We start from the raw sequence: 20325 nt of genomic DNA on the forward strand, positions 1-20325 counted from the left end.
GTCAATTTCCCTCCATTCGGTTTTCGAACAGCGTCGAACGGCTACCGCGCAGAACGATATCGAAGCGGTAGGTCAGCGCATCCATCGGCGCGCTCGCCTCCATGTCGAGCCGGGCCGTCAACTGACCGACCGCGCGGTCGTCGTTGATGGTGCGCACAATCGGGCAGCGCGAAATCAGCGGGTCGCCCTCGAAGTACATCTGGGTGATCAGTCGCTGGGCAAAACCATGGCCGAATACCGAAAAATGGATATGGGCCGGGCGCCATTCATTCGGACCATTTGGCCAGGGGTAGGGGCCTGGGCGAACGGTGCGGAAGGCATAGGCGCCGTCATCGCCCGATAGGGTGCGGCCGCAGCCGCCGAAATTTGGATCCAGCGGCGCCAGATAACCGTCCTTCTTGTGCCGATACCGTCCGCCGGCATTGGCCTGCCAGAATTCGATCAGCACACCTGGGACCGGCTGGCCGCGTTCGTCGAGAACCCGACCCTGAACCATGATGCGCTCACCGATGGCACTCATGCCCGGCTGGGCGAAATTGAGGATCAGGTCATTGTCGAGCGGACCGATGATCTCGTGGCCGAATGCCGGGCCGGAGGTCTCCGACACCGAGTTGCCGAAGGCTACCAGCGCGCGTGACGGAGATCTCAGGATCGAGGTCTTGTAGTCAGGCGTATAGGCTTTGGGATGCCACGACCGGTCTCTGGGGAAAAAATTGGCGATGGGGGGCCGGTTGGACTTCATGATGTGATCTCTCCCCGCTCGGCCTTCATCTCGGCGAAGGTCTGTTTGGCGATGCGAAAGGCGGTGTTGGCGGCAGGCACACCGGCGTAGATCGCCACATGCAGGAGGGCCTCGCAAATGTCGTCCTCACTGGCGCCGGTGTTGGCCGTGGCGCGGACATGCATGGCCACTTCCTCGTCGTGTCCGAGTGCCGCGAGCAGCGCTATGGTGACGATGGAGCGGTCTCGCAGGCTCCAGTTCGGCCGTGCCCACAGGCCTTCCCAGGCGCTTGCGGTGATCATGTCCTGAAACGGAGCGTCAAAGGGCGACTTGGCGGCGATCGACCTGTCGACATGAGCATCACCCAGCACCGCTCGCCGTGTCTGTTCGCCGATGGATTTGGTCATTGCCATTCAGTCCCTGCTTTCTGTCTCATTGCGGAACTCACTTTACATATTGGAATGGAAATGAATAATGATTTTTTCTGGCATTACCAATACCGGAATGGGTATGGATATCTCACGGCGAATAAAAATCCGACATCTTGAAGCCTTTGTTGAAGTGGCGCGTCAGAAAAGTGTGGGCCGTGCAGCGATTACCTTGTCGCTGACCCAGCCGGCGGTGACGCGGACGATTCGCGAACTTGAGCAGATCGTAGGCGCGGCGCTGATCGAACGCGACGGCCGGGGCATCAGGCTATCACATCAGGGCGAGGTTTTCCTGTCGCATGCGGGGTCCGGCCTTGCGGCGGTGCGTGGCGGCATAGCGGCCCTGACCAACGTCACCACGATGACAGGACCCCCGGTGCGCGTTGGCGCCCTGCCTACGGTGTCGGTCACTGTCATGCCGAGCGCGGTGGTCGAGTTTCTTGATTCACGGCTGAAAAGCCCGCTGCGGGTTACCACCGGTGAAAACCGCGTGCTGCTTGATCAGCTGCGCAAGGGAGATCTGGACCTGGTCATGGGGCGGATGCCCGCGCCGGAGAACATGACAAGTCTCAGATTCGAACCGCTTTACCGCGACCGGGTGGTGTTCATCGTCTCCAGGTCCCACCCGCTTTCAGGCCAGCGGCAAGTGGCTGCCGACATTCTGGCGCACCATCCGGTGCTGGTGCCTCCGGAGGGATCGATCATCCACCCCTATGTCGAGCGGGTGATGCTGGAGCAGGGTATGGCGCGTCCCGTGCGGGCGGTCGAGACGGTGTCGGACAGTTTCGGCCGGGCGTTCCTGCGGGCTGCCGACGCGATCTGGATCATTTCCCGCGGCGTGGTGGCGGCGGAGCTCGAGTCCGGCGAATTCGTCGAACTCCCGATCGATACCGGATCGACCATGGGCGCGGTTGGTCTGATTACCCGGGATGTGGACCGCCCGCATGACGCAGCCCAGTTTTTTGCCGATATTCTCCGGCGGCGGACCGCCAGTGCCTAGAAAGGCAGGGCGGATGGTTAGGGTGCAGTCCCATCGGGGATCGTCGGGTCACTGCACAATGCGCATTGTGATTTTCGTTTCTTTCGTTTTAGACTGGGTGTGAACCCAACGCAGCCTGGATGACACCTGACCATGTACCTAGCACCTCGACATTCCGAGATTATCGAATTGGCCAAAACCGACGGCCGCGTTCTGGTCGAGGATCTGGCGTCGCGCTTTGAGGTGACGCCGCAGACCATTCGCAAGGATCTCAACGAGTTGTGCGAGCGGCAACTGCTGATGCGCATCCATGGCGGCGCGATCATTCCGTCTGGAACTCAGAATATGGAATATGCGCAACGCGGAAAGATTGCGGCCGAGGAGAAGCAGACCATCGGCACGGCAGCCGCGGCGCTGATCCCCGACAACGCTTCGCTGTTCATCAACATAGGCACGACAACCGAGGCTGTCAGTCAGGCCCTGCTGCGACATGGCCGCTTGATGATCATCACCAACAACATCAACGTCGCCAACCGGATGCGGACCTATCCGCAATTCGAAGTGGTGATCGCCGGTGGTGTGGTGCGCTCATCAGATGGCGGCATAGTTGGCGAAGCCGCAGTGGACTTTATCCGGCAGTTCAAAGTCGATTATGCGGTGATCGGAACGTCTGCGATCGACCATGACGGCGCCTTGCTGGATTACGATTTCCGGGAAGTCAAAGTGGCCCAAGCGATCATCGCCAATGCCCGGCATGTCATTCTGGTCGCCGATTCGACCAAATTCGAACGCACAGCGCCGGTCCGTATCGGCCATCTCGGTCAGGTCGACACCTTCGTGACGGAATATTGCCCGGATGAACGCATTCGTGAAATCTGCCTCGAGTCTGATGTCGAACTGATCGAGACTATGCGGATTCCCTAGGGGGCGTCAGCCGAGTTTGCGCGCTTTTGCGACGGCGGCGTCGAGCCCTTCGGCGATGGCATCTGCGATGGACGAATTCTTCATCACCAGAAGCCCTGCCGCGGTCGTGCCTGCATAATCAATCATCTCCTGAACCTGGTCTGATGGCGTGGCATTGCTGTGCGCCATCACCGCGCCAGCGGACAGGAAGAGCTGGCGCACAGCGCGGTCGGCCATGGTTGGTGAAATCCCTGCCTTGACAGCGTAATCAATCATGCACTCGGCATAGAATGCGACGAATCCGGGAACCGGTCCCGTCAGGGCGGTGAAGTGATCCAGGTGCGTCTCGTCTTCGATCTCGTCAGTCGAACCACAAGCCTGGAAAATCTCGGTCACGCGTGCACGGTCTGCGGAATCGATCTTGGGCGAGGCAATCCATGGACTGTAGGCCAGGCCGATTGCCGCAGCGGGACTGCTCATCGCCCGGACGACGCGATCAGAGCCGGTCAATTCCTCAACTATGTTGAGGGGAATCCCCGCCATCACCGAGACCACCAGGCGGCCCGGAACATGAATGGAGATTTCCGGGGCCAATGCGGGCGGAACACACAGAATGATCACCTCGCAGGCAGCGCCCAATTCGGTGTTGTCACGAGTTACCTTCATTTCGGGGTATTGCTCGAATCCGGCCCTGCTGCCGCTTCGGCTTGAAATCCAGAAATCGGAGGCCGGAACAATCTTGCGATCCAGCAAGGTGCGGGACATGGCGCCACCCAGCATTCCCGAGCCACCGATTATTCCAATTGAGCGCGCACTGGCCACCATTCAACTCCTCGAGATAGTAAGCACATGACTTGATGTCCGATCCCCCCGCTGTTTTCGCAGGTTCGAAATTGCCTTTGTCGTGTTGCCTGGGTCGCAGAGCTTCAAGGTGTGGCGGCCGTCAAGTTCAAGTGCATGAATAAAAACCAATAACTGGATCAAATACCGGCGGCCTGCGCGATTCCTATACAGGTGTCAGCCTGATTGTGGCCGAACTTATTGCAAAGAGTATATCTGTTGCTGCAATGCAACCGACCCAAGCTGGTTTATACTCGAAAGCATGAATTGCGGTCGTGGTACTTTTTTGGCCCAGGTGTTGCCTCTATATAGCCCGGGACGGAAATCCCAGCTAGACATCCGATCGTGCTCGTGCGGTCACTGGCGTGCACGGGTTTCGAGGTTGCCCGTTTGGGTCGGGATTCAGGTAAAAACATTATTGAGAGCAGATTGATTATGGCCATGCCAAGGTTTCATACCGTTGCCGCGTTTGTAGTGCTGGCTGTCTCCGCCGCCTGGGTGCTGACGGGTGAGTTCTCGTCAATTGGCAGTGCGGCTCCCGATGAAGCGGACCAGGCCCCGAAGACAGAGCAGGCGACGACGGAAGAGCCGCAGAAGATCTTGCGTACCGTTGCGGTGATCGAGCCGCCCTTCATCCAGCACAACCGCATCATCCGCGTATCAGGCGTCACCGCGCCGGACAAACGCACCACGCTTGCCACGAGAAGTGCGGGAATACTGGGTGAGCTGAAAGTCGAAAAAGGCGACCAGGTGCAGACCGGAGATGTGGTTCTGGTGCTTGATGGCGCCGAAAAACAATCGATGGTGGAGACCGCCGAAGCCTTGCTGGTTCAGCGCAGGAAGGAAGCCGAAAACGTCGAAAGGCTGGCCAAGACCGGCATTGTGCCGACAACTCAGATCGACACCGCCCGCTCGGCTCTGGCATCGGCCCGCTCGCAGCTGGAAGCCGCACAGGCCGATATCGACAGGCTGACGGTGGTCGCACCCTTTTCCGGAACTATCGACCAGGTGATGGTCGAAGAGGGCAGCTGGCTGCCCTCAGGCGAACCGGCTGCCGTGCTCCTGCAGCTTGATCCGGTTGTGGCGCTGGGCGAAGTCAGCGAGCGCGAAATCTCCCATGTCACCGTCGGGCGCGAAGCCGACGTCCGGTTGATCAGCGGGGAAATTGTCTCCGGCAGAGTTCGCCACGTCAGCCTGGAAGCCACGCCAGGGACCCGGACCTTCCCGATCGAGGTGGCGATCACCAATCCCGACAACAAGGTGCCGGCGGGCATGACGGCCGAAATCATGATCAAGGCGGAAGCCGTGATGGCCGTCAAGCTGCCGCGCTCGGTGGTGACGCTCGACAGCGCCGGCAATCTCGGGCTGCGTATCCTCAACGCCGACAATACGGTCGGATTCGTGCCGATTGACCTGATCGATGATTCGCCTGAAGGACTGGTGTTGAGCGGCGTTCCCCTGGACGCCAAGATCATCGTCGCCGGCCAGGATCTGGTCAGTGAAGGTGAAACCGTCAATGCAGTTCCGGCCAATGCGGATCTGGTGGCCGGAGCCAGCGCTGAAAGCCTGGAGCCGCTGCGATGAATTTTGTCGATGTCGCCATCCGCAATGCGCGGCTGACACTGGCGGTGCTGCTGTTCCTGGTCGTCGCCGGATCAATGGCCTATGTGTCGATCCCCAAGGAGGCCGAGCCGGACATCCAGATCCCGATTATTTATGTCAGTCTGGGCTACGCCGGAATTTCGCCTGAGGATTCGGAACGGTTGCTGTTGCGGCCTCTGGAGACACGGCTGAAGAACATCACCGGCGTCAAGGAAATGCGCTCCACCGCCTATCAGGGTGGCGGCAATGTGGTGATCGAATTTAACGCCGGGGCGGATCTGGCCAAGGCGCTCGAAGATGTGCGCAACAAGGTGTCCGACGCCAAACCGGATCTGCCGCAGGGTGCCGACGAACCGACGGTGAACGAGGTCAACATCTCGGAGTTCCCGGTGCTGGTGGTGACGCTGGCGGGCGATGTGCCCGAACGCGCCCTGACACGGGCAGCGCGCGAGTTGCGCGACCGGATCGAGGACGTCGGCGGTGTGCTTGATGCCTCGTTGCAGGGCGCGCGCGAGGATCTGGTCGAAGTGATCATCGACCCGGTAAAGCTGTCATCCTATGGCATGCAGCTCGATCAGTTGATTGCGGGGGTCAATGCCTCCAACTCGGTTGTGGCGGCCGGTGCGCTCGAGGGGGAGGAGGGCCGCTATGCGGTCAAGGTGCCGTTGCTGATCGAGACAGTGGAAGATGTTGCCAACCTGCCGATCATTGCCGGATCAAACGCGGTGGTGCGGGCGCGAGACCTGGCGACCATCCGCTCGACTTTCAAGGATGCCGAAACCGTGACCCGGCTCAATGGCAAGCCGGCCATCGCCATCGAAGTGTCCAAGCGCACAGGTGCAAACCTTGTCGAGACCGTCGATGCGGTCAAGGCCGTGGCGGTCGAGTTTGAATCGCTGTTGCCGGAAGGCGCGGCCATTGGTTTCAGCCAGGACAAATCGACCTCGATCCGGCAATTGCTCAGCGATTTGCAGAATTCGGTGCTGACCGCGGTGATCCTGGTGTTCATTGTGATCCTCTATGCGCTTTCGGGCCGGGCCTCCTTGCTGATCGGGTTTGCCATTCCGGCCTCCTTCCTGATGGGCATACTGGCGCTGTCGCTGGCCGGTCTGACCGTCAACATCGTGGTGCTGTTCAGCTTGATCCTCGCTGTCGGCATGCTGGTCGATGACGCCATCATTGTCACCGAGTTTGCCGAACGCCGGATGGCGGAGGGCATGGACCGGCGGGATGCGTTTTCGTTGGCGGCCAAACGCATGGCGGGGCCGGTGACGGCTGCGACATTGACCCGCGTGGCGGCGTTTTCGCCGCTGTTGTTCTGGCCCGGCGTGGTTGGCGAGTTCATGAAATACATGCCGATCACGCTGATCGCGACGCTGTCGGCGTCGTTGCTGTACGCGCTGGTGTTTACGCCGACCCTTGGCGCGATGTTCGCCAAGCCGACGGTCGAGGATGGCCCCAAGCGCGACGGGCTCTACATGAAGTTTGTCGCGCGGGCTGTCCGGCATCCGTTCATCGTTGTGGCGTTCACCCTGGCTGCGCTGATTGTGGTGCCGGTGGTCTATGGCAAATACGGCAAGGGGGTCGAGTTCTTTCCCAATGTCGAACCTGACTACGGACTTTTGTACGTGCATGCCCGCGGCAACCTTTCGCTGGATGAAAAGGATGCGGCTGTCCGCATGGTCGAAAAGCGGATTCTCGGCTGGCCCGGCCTGACAAGTGTTTACACCCGTGTCGGAAAGGTCGGAGGCGGCGGCAACAATGTCGCTGAAGATGTGGTCGGGGTGATCCAGTACGAATTCGTCGATTGGCGCGAACGCAAGCCGGCGGGTGCAATTCTGGATGATTTTCGCCGCGAACTCACCGGTTTCCCCGGGGTTGATATCGAGGTGCTGGTGCCGCAAGGCGGTCCGCCGACCGGCAAGGCAATCCAGATTCAGCTGTCGGCGGCGGATCCATCCGGTCTGGCCGCGGTGGCGCGCAAGGTGGCGGCGCAACTTGAGGCGACGCCGGGTGTCATCGACGTGTCAGATGGCCTTCCGCCGCCCGGCGTGGACTGGGAGATCAAGGTCGACCGGGCGGTTGCAGCCCGCTATGGCATAGGTCCTTCGGCGGTAGGAACCGTGGTGCAACTGGTGACGACCGGTCTCAAGCTGACCGATTACCGTCCAGCAGGGGCTGATGACGCGGTTGATATCAGGCTGAGACTGCCCCAAGACCGGCGGACGCTGTCGACCCTTGATGACCTCAGAATAGAGACCAGCCAGGGGTCGGTCCCGATTTCCAATTTTGTCACCCGCGAACCGGCGGCCAGCGTCGGAACGCTCACCCGGATTGACGGCGTGCGCACGATCACGGTTCAGGCAGGGCTGAATGAAGGGATTCAGGCAGATCCGGTGCGTCAGGGGATTGTCTCCGAGCTCGAGAAAGCCAATCTGGAAGATCTCGGCATCCGCTGGAAGCTCGCCGGCGAAGACGAGGAGCAGAAGGCCGCAGGCGAGTTCCTGAGCAAGGCGTTTGGCGCGGCGATCTTTTTGATTTTCGTCGTGCTTCTGGCCCAGTTCAACAAATTCCTGTCGGTGGCACTGGTGCTGTCTGCGGTGGTGATGTCGACTATTGGCGTGTTCCTCGGCCTGCTGATTATGGGTCAGCCGCTGGGCGTCGTGATGACCGGCATCGGCATCATCGCGCTGGCAGGCGTGGTGGTGAACAACAACATCGTGCTGATCGATACTTACGATCATTTGCGCCGTGAAGGCATGGACAAGCTCGAGGCCATTCTTGAAACCTGCCGCGAGCGCGCGCGCCCGGTGGTGCTGACGGCCGTAACCGCGATTCTGGGTGTGCTGCCGATTGCCTTCGGGTTCAACCTCGAGATCATGGCGCATGAGACCACCTATGGGGCTCCGTCGACGCAGTGGTGGATCTCGTTGTCGAGCGCCATCGTCTTCGGGCTGGCGTTTTCAACAATTCTCACGCTTGTGGTCACGCCGTCGCTGTTGATGATCGTCACGCGGTCGCACGACAGCAAGGTTGTGGCCTGGTGGCAGCGGATGAAGGCGCGGGTCGGACTTGGCCGCAAAGCGGCAGCGCCAGATGCGCGGGCTGAACCGGCGGAGTAAGGAAGGCCTCAGCATTCCGGCAGGCTTGAGAGGGCGTTCAGCGGGCGGCACCACTGCCAAACCGGGTTGGCGCAACGATGAACTGACCGGTTGATGTCGGCGCCTTGACACAGGTCGAGGCATAAAGCCCTCCGGCGACCTGCTGCTGGCAAGACCGACAGGGCTCAGACAGGGATCACCGGCAGCGATTCCGGGGCCTGACGGGTCAGCAAGGCCGAACCGTCGGCGGTCACAACCAGATTGTCTTCGTGGACCATCATCCGTCCATCCGTCAGCTCGACCGATGGCTCAAGTGTCAACACCATGCCCGGCTGCAGCACCGTTTCATCCCGCAGCGTGATCGACGGCCACTCGGTCAGTTGCATGCCGAGGCCATGCCCCATCCGGCCAACGCCGCTGCCGCCGGGGAAATCCTTGTCAAGAACACTTTGCATCGCACGATAAAGGTCGGCGCAAGTGGCGCCCGGGCGCGCGGATTGCAGGCCGGCGCCGGTGGCTTCGAGCAACGCTGCATAGGCCTTTTCAGCCTCTGCCGGGGCATGGCCGAAGGCGAAGTTGCGGTCAAAATCGCAGAAATAGCCGTCGAAGATGGCGCCCGTGTCGAGCATCAGGATGTCGCCGGCGCCGGCGCGGCGCGGCGAGGGCGGCGAGATGATATCGGTGTATCCGCCCGGCCCGGCGCCACCGACGAGGTAATCAACATCGTCAATGCCCCGCTCCAGGCAGACGATCTTGAAGCGCCGGAAAATCTCGATCTCACTCATGCCCGCGCTCAGCATGGCCGGCAACGCGTCGAACACATCGGAAACGATTGCGCAGGCATGGGCGATTTTCTTCACTTCGGCCGCCGACTTTACCATCCGCAGAGTCCTGATGACAGCGGTGGCATCGGTGAACTCAACGTTCGGCAAAGCCGCGCGCAGGCGGCGAAAATCGCCCAAAGGCATGCGCAAATGAGTCTCCGGTCCTTCCGGAATGCCAATGCGGGCATTGTCGCCGAGTACCTCCCGCATTGTGGCGGCCAGCAGGGAAACGCCTTCATCTTCCGGCTGCGGTGAGTCCCAACTGCGCACGTCATCAAGCCAGGTGTTGAGGAGACATTCGCGGCCGATTGCGGGTACGACCGCGACCGGCTTGCCGGTGGACGGGACCAGCAGGAACCAGGGACGCGTCGGGCTCAACCAGAAACGGGTCAGGAATCCGGTGAAATATCGGATTTCTGGCTCGGTGGTCAGAAACAGCCCATCCAGCCCTGCATCCGCGATCGCCGCTTGCGCCCGGGCGAGGCGGGCCTGGAATTCGGGTACCGCGAAGCCGCGCGCCGGACTGTTTTCGCCTGCAGGCAGTTGATCCAGTATTTTGCTCATGCGACTCGCCTTCAAACAGGGCATCGGGCTCCCGCCAAGCGCCCGCAAGGCACTTGGCTCAAACTCGCTGCGAGGTGGCATGGCGGATGCCCTTCAACCGGAGTACTTTTTCCTTCAGCCGCCCAAGATCAGAGTGTTGCCCGTTTCTGACTGACTTTCACAAGCTTTTCAAATTCTGATATGGCCAGAATGACGGGCTGAGGTAACCTATGACCATGAGATTTATCAATTCGAGATTGAACCCGAGCGGCGTCGAACGCCTTTTCCGAATCGAACCGGATCGCCCCCTGGCGATGCTGCGGCTGTGCCCGGCCTATGCGGCAACGCCATTGCAGCTGATGCCGGAATTTGCCGCCGGACTCGGCATTGGTGCGCTCATGGTCAAGGATGAGACCCAACGCATGAGGCTCGGCAGCTTCAAGGCGCTGGGCGGTGTGTTCGCGGTGGCTCAGATGATAGAGGACGCATCCGGTGCCTCGGACCTGAACAGCGAACACGCCCGGCAGACCGCCGCAAACATGACCTTCATCACCGCCAGCGCCGGCAATCACGGCCTGTCGGTGGCAGCGGGTGCGCATATTTTCGGTGCCCGCGGAATCATCGTCCTGAGCAGCGCTGTTCCTGAAGGGTTCGCCGAGCGGATTCGCAACACCGGAGCCGAAGTGGTTCGGGTCGACGGTTCCTATGAGGACAGCGTCCGGTATGCGGTTGATGCCGCCGACCGGAACGGGTGGCTGCTTCTCGCCGATGGGTCCTGGGAGGGGTACACCGAAAGACCCGCTCTGGTGATGGAAGGCTACAGCGTGATTGCCGACGAATGCCGGGCCAAATTTGTGAAGACCCGGGATTGGCCGACGCATGTCTTCGTGCAGGCCGGCGTCGGCGGACTGGCCGCCGCGATGGCCGCGCATATTCGCCAGCACTGGCCGGCTCAGCCGCAGATCATCGTGGTGGAGCCGGACGCAGCGCCATGTCTGTTGCAAAGTGCAAAGGCCGGAATACTCCTGCGCGCCGAAGGTCCGCAATCAAACATGGGGCGGCTTGACTGCAAGGACGCGTCGCTGATCGCCTTCGAGGCGCTGCGCCACGACGCGGATCTTTTCATGACCGTGAGTGACACTGACGCAAAGGCCGCGACACGGCAATTTGCGAGCCATGGCATTCAGACCACGCCCAGCGGTGCGGCGCCGCTGGCCGCCCTTCAGGAGCTGGATCCCGGACCGGAAGCACGCTGCCTGTTGATCGCGACCGAGGGGCCGGAGACAGCCTGATCTGATATGGCCATCGTGATGCCGGCGCTTGCGCACTGTCCTCGGCGAAGCTTGCCATGACAGGGCATCCCCGAGATCGTGCGCAGGATTAAGCCAGTCAGCCAGCTTCCCGCCAGATGGATTGCCACATTCGCACGATGACGGGCGGCGACGCCGGCATGGTCGAGTTCGATTGCGGGCATGGCGCGAACTTCGATCGCCATTCCTGAGCAACTGCCCTTGCCGGACTGCTTCGACACAATCGGGAGCCCCGATGTTTCGAAACATTGCGTCAGCTGCCATGAATAAGACAGGAATCGCGCTTGCATTGAAATCGCGATTGGCGTTTGATCTCCGGCAAGCTGGGGGGCGGTAACTAGGCTTTCCGGTGAACAAACAGATATCGCGTACAACCACAGGGGATACGCCATGAAAAAGCTGAACTCACTATTGGCAACGACCGCGCTCGCAGCAATGCTCGCATCGACTGCGCAGGCCAAGACGCTGGTCTATTGCTCGGAAGGGTCGCCGGAAGGTTTCGACCCCGCTCTTTACACATCGGGAACGACCTTCGACGCCTCGTCGAAGAACGTCTACAACCGCTTGGTTGAATTCAACATCGGCACCACTGAAACCAAGCCCGGTCTTGCCGAAAGCTATGAAGTGTCCGAGGACGGTCTGGAATACACCTTCAAGCTGCGCCCGGGTGTAAAGTTCCACACCACAGACTTTTTCACTCCGTCGCGTGACCTCAACGCCGACGATGTGATCTTCTCGTTCGAACGTCAGCTCAACGAAGACAACTCCTTCAACAAATATGTCGAAGGTGCGAGCTGGGAGTATTTCAACGGCATGTCGATGCCTGATCTTCTCAAGGGAATCGAGAAGGTTGACGACATGACGGTCAAGTTCGTGCTCAACCGTCCCGAAGCGCCGTTCATCGCCAACATGGCTATGGATTTCGCCTCGATCGTGTCGAAGGAATATGCCGACAAGCTGGAAGCTGACGGCAAGGCTTCCGATCTCAACCAAAAGCCGGTCGGTACCGGTCCGTTCCAGTTCGTCGCCTATCAGCCCGACGCCGTGATCCGCTTCAAGGCGCATCCCGACTACTGGGCTGGCAAGGAAAAGATCGACGATCTGGTGTTTGCCATCACCACCGACGCATCGGTGCGCCAGCAGAAGCTGATGGCCGGTGAATGCCACGTGGCGCCCTATCCGAATCCGGCCGATCTGGACGCACTCCGGGCAAATGACGACCTGCAGCTGATGGAGCAGGAAGGCCTGAATGTCGGCTATCTGGCCTACAATGCGCTGGTCGCTCCGTTCGACAACGCCAAGGTGCGCAAGGCGCTCAACATGGCGATCAACAAGCAGGCCATTCTGGATGCCGTGTTCCAGGGGTCAGGCCAGGCTGCCAAGAACCCGATCCCGCCAACCATGTGGTCTTATAACAAGGCCGTTGAAGACGATGCCTATGATCCCGAAGCTGCCAAGGCGATGCTTGCGGAAGAAGGTGTGACGGACCTTTCGATGAAGGTCTGGGCGATGCCTGTGCAGCGTCCCTACAACCCGAATGCCCGCCGTATGGCCGAGGTTATTCAGGAAGACTTCTCCAAGGTCGGCGTCAATGTCGAAATCGTTTCCTACGAGTGGGGCGAGTATCTCGACAAATCCAAGGCCAAGGACCGCGATGGTGCGGTGCTGCTCGGCTGGACCGGCGACAATGGCGATCCGGACAACTTCCTCGCCGTGCTGCTGGGCTGTGACGGTGTTGGCGGCTCCAACCGTGCACAATGGTGCAACGACGAGTTCGAAGCCCTGATCCAGAAGGCCAAGGTCGTGTCTGACAAGGCCGAGCGGACCGCGCTGTATGAAGAGGCCCAGGTCGTCTTCAAGCGCGAAGCACCGTGGGCAACCATTGCCCATTCGGTGGTCTTCATGCCGATGAGCAAGAAGGTCAGCGGCTACGTGATGGATCCTCTCGGTGGCCATTGGTTCACCGGTGTTGATATCGCCGAATAACCCGAACAGGAAAGGCGGGGGCGTTTTTCGGGCGCCCCCGCCGCCATTGATCACATGCTGCGATTTTTTCTTACCCGTGTAGGCCTTTTGATTCCGACCTTTATCGGCGTGTCGATCGTGGCTTTCGCTTTCATTCGCCTGCTGCCTGGCGATCCGATCATGCTGCTAGCCGGCGAGCGCGGGGTTGATCCCGCACGCTATGCCGAACTGCAGGCCTCGCTCGGGTTCGACAAGCCACTCCCGATCCAATACATCAATTACCTGAAAGATATCCTCACCGGCGACTTCGGGACGTCCATCGTCACCAAGCGCCCGGTGCTCGACGAGTTCATGACGCTGTTTCCGGCGACCATCGAACTGGCGCTGTGCGCCATCATCCTGGCAACGCTGGTGGGTATTCCGGCCGGTGTGCTGGCTGCGGTCAAACGCGGCACCTGGCTCGATCAGAGCGTCATGGGCACGGCGCTGGTCGGCTATTCGATGCCGATCTTCTGGTGGGGACTTCTGCTGATCATCCTGTTTTCGGGCATCTTGCAGTGGACCCCGGTCTCGGGGCGGATCTCGCTGATCTATTTCTTTCCGCCCGTGACCGGATTCATGCTGATCGACAGTCTGCTGTCGGGCCAATCCGGCGCCTTCAGATCGGCGCTGAGCCATCTCATCCTGCCGACCATCGTGCTGGCGACGATCCCGCTTGCGGTGATCGCCCGGCAGACGCGTTCGGCCATGCTCGAGGTTCTGGGCGAGGATTACGTTCGCACCGCGCGCGCCAAGGGCCTGCCGCCGCGGCGGGTGATCGGGCTGCATGCGCTGCGCAATGCGCTGATACCGGTGATCACCACCATCGGGCTGCAGGTCGGCGTGTTGCTGGCCGGCGCGATCCTGACCGAGACAATTTTCTCCTGGCCGGGCATCGGCAAGTGGATGGTCGATTCCGTTTTCAAGCGCGATTATTCGGTGGTGCAAGGTGGATTGCTGTTGATCGCCGGGGTCATCATGATCGTCAATCTCGTGGTTGATCTGCTGTATGGCCTGATCAATCCGCGTATCAGGCATTGAGGTTGCGCCATGACTGACACAACCACGACACCCCAAGCACACACGCCGCTGCGCCGAGGCCGGTTTGCCGAGTTCTGGTACTATTTCAGCCAGAACCGCGGCGCCGTGATCGGGCTGGTGGTTTTTTCCTCCATTGTGTTCATTGCCGTGTTCGCGCCGCTGATCGCGCCGCATTCGCCCAGCGTGCAGAACCGTGACGCGTTTCTGGTGCCGCCGTTCTGGCAGGAGGGTGGCAGCACGACCTACCTTCTGGGCACCGACGCCGTGGGCCGCGACATGCTGTCCCGGCTGATGTACGGATCCCAGTTTTCGCTGTTCATCGGCCTGTTCGTGGTGGTTCTATCGGTCTCCAGCGGAGTTCTGATCGGACTGCTCGCCGGCTACTTCCGGGGCTGGGTCGATACTGTGATCATGCGGATCATGGACGTCATCCTGGCATTCCCGTCGCTGCTGCTGGCTCTGGTTCTGGTCGCCATCCTCGGGCCTGGTCTGCTCAATGCGATGATTGCCATCGCGCTGATTTTGCAACCGCATTTCGTGCGGCTGACCCGGGCTTCGGTGTTGACCGAGCGTGATCGGGAATATGTTATTGCCTCGCGGGTGGCCGGCGCGCGGCCGGTACGGCTGATGTTCCTGACCATTCTTCCCAATTGTCTGGCGCCGCTGATCGTGCAGGCGACGCTGTCGTTTTCGACAGCCATCCTTGATGCCGCAGCCCTGGGCTTTCTGGGCATGGGCGCACAGCCTCCGACGCCTGAATGGGGCTCAATGCTGGCCGAAGCGCGTGAATTCATTCTGCGGGCCTGGTGGGTGGTTACCTTGCCCGGTCTGGCCATTCTGATCACTGTGCTGGCGATCAACCTGATGGGCGACGGTCTGCGCGACGCGCTCGATCCGAAACTGAAGAAAAGCTGATGTCCCTGCTCGAAATCAAGAACCTGACTGTCAGCTTCGACACCGTATCCGGTCCCTTCCGGGCCGTCGACGGGGTGGACCTGAATGTCGATGGTCGTGAAATCCTCTCCATTGTCGGCGAGTCCGGCTCCGGCAAATCGGTGGCCATGCTGGCGTTGATGGGCCTGTTGCCGGAGACAGCGTCGGTGACGGCCGATGTCATGCGCTTCGATGGCAAGGACCTGCTGACCATGTCGGACAAGGACAAGCGAAGCATCATTGGTCAGGACATCGCAATGATCTTCCAGGAGCCGATGTCGAGCCTCAATCCGTGTTTCACCGTGGGGTTCCAGATCGGCGAGATGCTCAAGCGCCACACACGGCTTGGCCGTTCCGAGCGCAAGGCTCGCGCCATCGAATTGATGCGCGCAGTCGGGATCCCCTCGCCAGAGCAGCGCTTGTCGGCCTATCCGCATCAATTGTCCGGCGGCATGAGCCAGCGGGTGATGATCGCCATGTCGGCGTCCTGCCGGCCGAAGCTGCTGATTGCCGATGAGCCGACAACGGCGCTGGATGTGACCATCCAGGCGCAGATTCTCGATCTGCTGCGCGATCTGTGCGACGAGTTCGACATGGCGCTGGTGCTGATCACCCACGATATGGGCGTGGTGGCGCAAATGGCGCACCGGGTCCAGGTGCAATATGCCGGCCAGAAGGTCGAGGAACAGTCAGTGGAAGATCTGTTTTCCGATCCGCATCACCCCTATACCGCAGCCCTGCTGTCGGCCTTGCCGGAGCGGGCCACCGGACGCGGCCATCTTCCCTCGATCCCCGGCGTGGTGCCGGGTCAGTTCGACCGGCCGCCAGGTTGCCTGTTCGAGCCGCGCTGCGCCTACGCCACTGCAAGCTGCCGCATCAACGCCACCCCTCAAGGCCCGGAGATGGGCTATGCCCTGTGCAATCATCCGCTCATCAACGGTGCGCCCGCCGATGGCACCAAGGCGCGGGAGATAACGGCATGAGCACGGTTCTTCAGGCCACCGATCTGACCCGGACCTACGAGGTCAAGCGCGGGTTGTTCGGCGCCCCGGCGCTGGTGCGCGCGCTCAATGGCGTCAGCTTCGATCTGACGCCAGGCAAGACGCTCGCTGTGGTGGGTGAATCGGGATGCGGCAAGTCGACACTGGCGCGTCTTGTCACCATGATCGAAGAGCCGAGTTCCGGCATTCTGACCATTGACGGCAAGCCCGCAGTCCACACCGACACGGATCTTCGCCGCACCGTCCAGATCGTGTTCCAGAACCCCTATGGCTCACTCAATCCGCGCCAGAAGGTGGGCGCGATCCTTGAGGAGCCGCTCAAGGTCAACACCCGCGACACGGCGGAAACGCGGCGCCAGAAGGCCCGCGCCATGATGGAGCGTGTCGGGCTTCGGCCGGAGCATTACGACCGTTATCCGCACATGTTCTCGGGCGGTCAGCGGCAGCGCATCGCCATCGCACGCGCGCTGATGCTCAATCCGAAGATCCTGGTGCTTGACGAACCGGTCTCGGCGCTTGACCTGTCGATCCAGGCACAGGTACTCAACCTGCTGATTGACCTGCAGGCGGAGTTCGGCCTTGCCTATCTGTTCATCAGCCACGACCTTTCCGTGGTCAAGCACATCGCCGACGAGGTGATGGTGATGTATCTCGGACGACCGGTGGAATCAGGGCCGGCGGAAACAGTGTTCGCGGCACCGAAACATCCCTACACCCAGGCACTGTTGTCGGCCACGCCCGTTGCCGACCCGACCAGGAAACGCGAGCGGGTGCAACTCGAAGGCGAACTGCCTTCGCCGCTCAACATTCCCAGCGGCTGCGCCTTCCATCCCCGCTGCCCGATCGCCATACCGCAATGCGCCGAAGCCATTCCGCCCGAGCGGCTCGTCGCCGGTCGCCAGGTGGCCTGTATCCTGGCTGAATAGGGCCGCTCCGTTCGAGCCGGGTCAGACTCCAATGACGTCGCCGGTCGCGGTGCAGCCGCAGACCGCCCAGACAATTTTGCGGGCTTGCGCCATCTGCCCGCCCGCGAACCTCTGCCTTAAAGCCTTCGTCCAATGGATGGAGACCGACACCGGCGTTTTCCGGCCCCGGGCAGCTTGACCGGCGCAACCGGTGCACAGTCACCGAATCATCCGGCAGGAGAAGCCTGGTGGTGAGGTGGACTGAGCTTTGCCGCAAAGCGCAGATCCGGTTTCTTCCAAGACGATCATGCTGGAGCCGATCGGGAATTTATTCCTGATGAGATCCGCGAGAATGGCGCGCGTTCTCCGCACAGGGACGTGTCTTCGCATGCGGCCGCGATTGCGCTGCGCCTCAATCAGGGAAGTCCGAAAAACACCGCGCCACCGCAGTAAAACCGGCTTGCAACAGTGGTCTTGCGCCATCGGACCGCCACAGTGGCGACCCTCGGCGCAGTCAATCCAATGACACTACAGAGCCGGACGTTACACGTCGCGCCACCAGGCAAAGATGACTGATTGCATGGATATACAATAGTCTAATGGTATCCGAGCCCCGGTCATGATCATCTTAAGATTGCTATTAACATAGCTATGGCGGCGAAGCTGGGAGGCTTTGTCGAAACCACACCAGGGAGGGTTTTATGTCAAAATTCAATTTGAATCGCCGCACGCTGATCAAGTCGGGCGCCGCGTTCGGCGCCGGACTCGCGATGCCGACAATCTTTACCAGTTCTGCCTTTGCCTACACCAACGAGCCCAAGGGCGGCACCGTCACGCTCGGCTTCAACGTGCCGCAGACCGGTCCATATGCCGACGAAGGCATGGACGAACTGCGCGCTCAGGAACTCGCTGTCCAGCACCTTAACGGTGAAGGTGATGGCGGCATGATGAACACCTTCTCGTCGAAGGCGCTCAAGGGCAACGGCATTCTGGGCAAGAAGGTGCAGTTCGTCACCGGCGACACCCAGACCAAGTCGGACGCGGCCCGCGCATCGGCCAAGTCGATGATCGAAAAGGACGGCGCTGTGATGATCAATGGCGGTTCGTCCTCGGGCGTCGCCGTGGCTGTGCAGGGTCTCTGCCAGGAGGCGGGCGTCATTTTCATGGCTGGCCTCACCCATTCCAACGACACCACCGGCAAGGACAAGAAGGCCAACGGCTTCCGCCACTTCTTCAACGCCTACATGTCTGCCGCGGCCCTGGCCCCGGTTCTCAAGGCCGCCTATGGCGACGATCGACGCGCCTATCACCTGACTGCGGATTACACTTGGGGCTGGACACAACAGGAATCGATTGCTGCTGCGACCGAGGCTGTGGGCTGGGAAACGGTCAACAACGTGCTGACACCGCTGGCTTCGACTGACTTCTCGTCCTATATCGCACCGGTTCTCAACTCCGGCGCGGATGTGCTGGTGCTGAACCACTACGGCGGCAACATGGTCAACTCGCTGACCAATGCCGTGCAGTTCGGCCTGCGCGACAAGATGGTCAACGGCAAGCAGTTCGAGATTGTCGTTCCGCTCTATTCCGAGCTGATGGCCGCCGGTGCCGGCGAAAACGTGCGCGGCGTGATCGGGTCGATGAACTGGAACTGGCAGTTGCAGGACGAGGGTTCCAAGGCCTTCGTCAAGTCGTTCGGCGAAAAATACGGTCGTCCGCCATCAAACTCGGCGCACACCTGCTACGTCCAGACCCTGCTCTATGCCGATGCCTGTGAACGGGCTGGTACATTCAACCCTTGCGGCGTCGTCGAGGCGCTCGAGGGCTTCGAGTTCGACGGTATGGGCAACGGTCCGACACTCTATCGCGCCGACGATCACCAGTGCTTCAAGGACGTGCTGGTCATGAAGGGCAAGGAAAACCCAACAAACGAGTACGACACACTGGAAATCGTCGAGGTGACTCCGCGGGCCCAGGTCGAATACGCACCCGACCATCCGATGTTCGCCGGTGGCGATCTGGGTCAGTGCAACTCGGGCGCTTGAACCTCCACAGGTCTGCCGCGTCGCCTCACGGGCGGCGCGGCTTGCTACTCGAATTAGAGACTTGAACCGCTGCACCCCTGCGCGCGGTTTTGTCGATGCGGGCTTCAAGATATGGACGCAATCATTCTCCAAATACTGAACGGTCTGGACAAAGGCAGCGCCTATGCCCTGATCGCACTCGGATTGACACTCATTTTCGGCACGCTCGGTGTCGTGAACTTCGCCCATGGCGCCTTGTTCATGCTCGGCTCGTTCTGTGCCGTGACCATGCAGCGTATTCTTACGCTGTCCTATACGATCGAGGACCCGACCCAGAAGGATTTCCTTGGCAATCCGCTGAAGGTCGATACCCCCTATCTCGTCAGCTGGTTCGGCGAGTCAACAGGTCAGGCGCTGATCGAATGGTCTGTGCCGCTGGCCATCCTGTTTGCGATTCCGGTCATGCTGCTGGTCGGCTATGTGATGGAGCGCGGACTGATCAAGCATTTCTACAAGCGTCCGCATGCCGATCAGATCCTGGTTACCTTCGGCCTTGCCATCGTCATTCAGGAAATCATCAAATATTTCTACGGCGCCAACCCGATTCCGACCCCGGCGCCCGACATGTTCAAGGGATCGCTCGATTTCGGCGTGCTGATCGGATACGCCCAAAATACAATCATCTATCCCTACTGGCGGCTGGTGTACTTCCTGTTTTCAGCGGTCATCATCAGCGCCGTCTTCGCCTTTCTGCGCTTCACCACGTTCGGCATGGTGGTTCGTGCCGGCATGGCCGATCGCGAGACGGTTGGGCTTCTCGGCATCAACATCGACAAGCGCTTCACCATCATGTTCGGCATCGCTGCCGCGGTCGCAGGCCTTGCAGGGGTGATGTATGCGCCCATCAATTCGCCCAACTATCACATGGGCATGGATTTCCTTGTGCTTTCCTTTGTTGTGGTCGTGGTTGGCGGCATGGGCTCATTGCCCGGCGCCGTTCTGGCCGGCTTCCTGCTCGGCATCCTCGAGAGCTTTGCCTCGATGAACGAAGTCAAGTCACTGATCCCGGGGATCGACCAAATCATCATTTATCTCGTTGCAATCATCATCCTTTTGACCCGCCCGCGCGGTCTTATGGGTCGTAGAGGCGTGATGGAGGAATAATC

Annotated in this window: 16 protein-coding genes; 12 read left to right on the plus strand and 4 right to left on the minus strand. The window is 60.6% G+C overall.

Annotation, left to right across the window (positions count from 1 at the left end; genetic code table 11):
- Position 1 precedes the first annotated feature (1 nt).
- Together pcaH and pcaC are read right to left on the minus strand one after the other, a co-directional pair.
- The gene (pcaH, locus tag PZ897_RS05730) at positions 2 to 742 is read right to left on the minus strand and encodes a protocatechuate 3,4-dioxygenase subunit beta (protein ID WP_275750707.1); all 741 of its coding nucleotides are present in this window, start codon (positions 740 to 742) and stop codon (positions 2 to 4) included.
- A complete protein-coding gene (pcaC, locus tag PZ897_RS05735) occupies positions 739 to 1134 on the minus strand; it encodes a 4-carboxymuconolactone decarboxylase (RefSeq protein ID WP_275750709.1) in 396 nt (131 codons plus the stop codon). Before pcaC ends, pcaH begins: the two co-directional genes overlap by 4 nt.
- Positions 1135 to 1195: 61 nt before the next feature.
- On the opposite strand from pcaC, the gene pcaQ reads away from it, so the two are divergent.
- Positions 1196 to 2149 (plus strand): pca operon transcription factor PcaQ, encoded by a 954-nt coding sequence (gene pcaQ, locus PZ897_RS05740; RefSeq protein ID WP_275750710.1) that lies wholly within the window; start codon positions 1196 to 1198, stop codon positions 2147 to 2149.
- A gap of 132 nt (positions 2150 to 2281) precedes the next feature.
- Positions 2282 to 3052, plus strand: coding sequence for a DeoR/GlpR family DNA-binding transcription regulator (locus tag PZ897_RS05745; protein ID WP_275750711.1), 771 nt, complete (start codon positions 2282 to 2284; stop codon positions 3050 to 3052).
- A gap of 6 nt (positions 3053 to 3058) precedes the next feature.
- Here PZ897_RS05745 and PZ897_RS05750 read toward each other — a convergent pair whose 3' ends face one another.
- The gene (locus PZ897_RS05750) at positions 3059 to 3856 is read right to left on the minus strand and encodes a pyrroline-5-carboxylate reductase dimerization domain-containing protein (protein ID WP_275750713.1); all 798 of its coding nucleotides are present in this window, start codon (positions 3854 to 3856) and stop codon (positions 3059 to 3061) included.
- A gap of 456 nt (positions 3857 to 4312) precedes the next feature.
- Between PZ897_RS05750 and PZ897_RS05755 the strand changes: the two genes are divergently transcribed.
- On the plus strand, positions 4313 to 5455 hold the full coding sequence (locus PZ897_RS05755) for an efflux RND transporter periplasmic adaptor subunit (RefSeq protein ID WP_343217443.1): 1143 nt from the start codon (positions 4313 to 4315) through the stop codon (positions 5453 to 5455).
- Complete coding sequence (locus PZ897_RS05760; RefSeq protein ID WP_275750717.1) at positions 5452 to 8595, plus strand: efflux RND transporter permease subunit; 3144 nt, start codon at positions 5452 to 5454, stop codon at positions 8593 to 8595. The genes PZ897_RS05755 and PZ897_RS05760 overlap by 4 nt, the downstream gene beginning before the upstream one ends.
- A 164-nt stretch (positions 8596 to 8759) precedes the next feature.
- On the opposite strand, the gene PZ897_RS05765 is transcribed toward PZ897_RS05760, so the two are convergent.
- Complete coding sequence (locus tag PZ897_RS05765) at positions 8760 to 9962, minus strand: Xaa-Pro peptidase family protein (RefSeq protein WP_275750718.1); 1203 nt, start codon at positions 9960 to 9962, stop codon at positions 8760 to 8762.
- Positions 9963 to 10171: 209 nt separating this feature from the next.
- On the opposite strand from PZ897_RS05765, the gene PZ897_RS05770 reads away from it, so the two are divergent.
- The 8 genes from PZ897_RS05770 (at position 10172) to PZ897_RS05805 (ending at position 20323) form a co-directional block, all read left to right on the plus strand.
- Positions 10172 to 11233 carry a diaminopropionate ammonia-lyase gene (locus tag PZ897_RS05770; protein ID WP_275750720.1) on the plus strand — a complete coding sequence of 354 codons (1062 nt, stop codon included), beginning with the start codon at positions 10172 to 10174 and terminating at the stop codon, positions 11231 to 11233.
- Between the two features lie 408 nt (positions 11234 to 11641).
- Positions 11642 to 13237 carry an ABC transporter substrate-binding protein gene (locus tag PZ897_RS05775; protein ID WP_275750722.1) on the plus strand — a complete coding sequence of 532 codons (1596 nt, stop codon included), beginning with the start codon at positions 11642 to 11644 and terminating at the stop codon, positions 13235 to 13237.
- A gap of 54 nt (positions 13238 to 13291) precedes the next feature.
- Complete coding sequence (locus PZ897_RS05780) at positions 13292 to 14296, plus strand: ABC transporter permease subunit (RefSeq protein ID WP_275750724.1); 1005 nt, start codon at positions 13292 to 13294, stop codon at positions 14294 to 14296.
- 9 nt (positions 14297 to 14305) lie between these two features.
- Positions 14306 to 15211: an ABC transporter permease subunit gene (locus tag PZ897_RS05785; RefSeq protein ID WP_275750726.1), complete on the plus strand. Its 906-nt coding sequence runs from the start codon at positions 14306 to 14308 to the stop codon at positions 15209 to 15211.
- Complete coding sequence (locus PZ897_RS05790) at positions 15211 to 16212, plus strand: ABC transporter ATP-binding protein (protein WP_275750728.1); 1002 nt, start codon at positions 15211 to 15213, stop codon at positions 16210 to 16212. The genes PZ897_RS05785 and PZ897_RS05790 overlap by 1 nt, the downstream gene beginning before the upstream one ends.
- Positions 16209 to 17156 carry a peptide ABC transporter ATP-binding protein gene (locus PZ897_RS05795; protein WP_275750730.1) on the plus strand — a complete coding sequence of 316 codons (948 nt, stop codon included), beginning with the start codon at positions 16209 to 16211 and terminating at the stop codon, positions 17154 to 17156. The genes PZ897_RS05790 and PZ897_RS05795 overlap by 4 nt, the downstream gene beginning before the upstream one ends.
- A gap of 680 nt (positions 17157 to 17836) precedes the next feature.
- The gene (locus tag PZ897_RS05800) at positions 17837 to 19180 is read left to right on the plus strand and encodes a substrate-binding protein (protein WP_275750732.1); all 1344 of its coding nucleotides are present in this window, start codon (positions 17837 to 17839) and stop codon (positions 19178 to 19180) included.
- Positions 19181 to 19291: 111 nt separating this feature from the next.
- On the plus strand, positions 19292 to 20323 hold the full coding sequence (locus tag PZ897_RS05805) for a branched-chain amino acid ABC transporter permease (protein WP_275750733.1): 1032 nt from the start codon (positions 19292 to 19294) through the stop codon (positions 20321 to 20323).
- Positions 20324 to 20325: the final 2 nt, after the last annotated feature.

This window comes from Hoeflea sp. YIM 152468, assembly GCF_029210485.1.
Classification (GTDB): domain Bacteria; phylum Pseudomonadota; class Alphaproteobacteria; order Rhizobiales; family Rhizobiaceae; genus Hoeflea.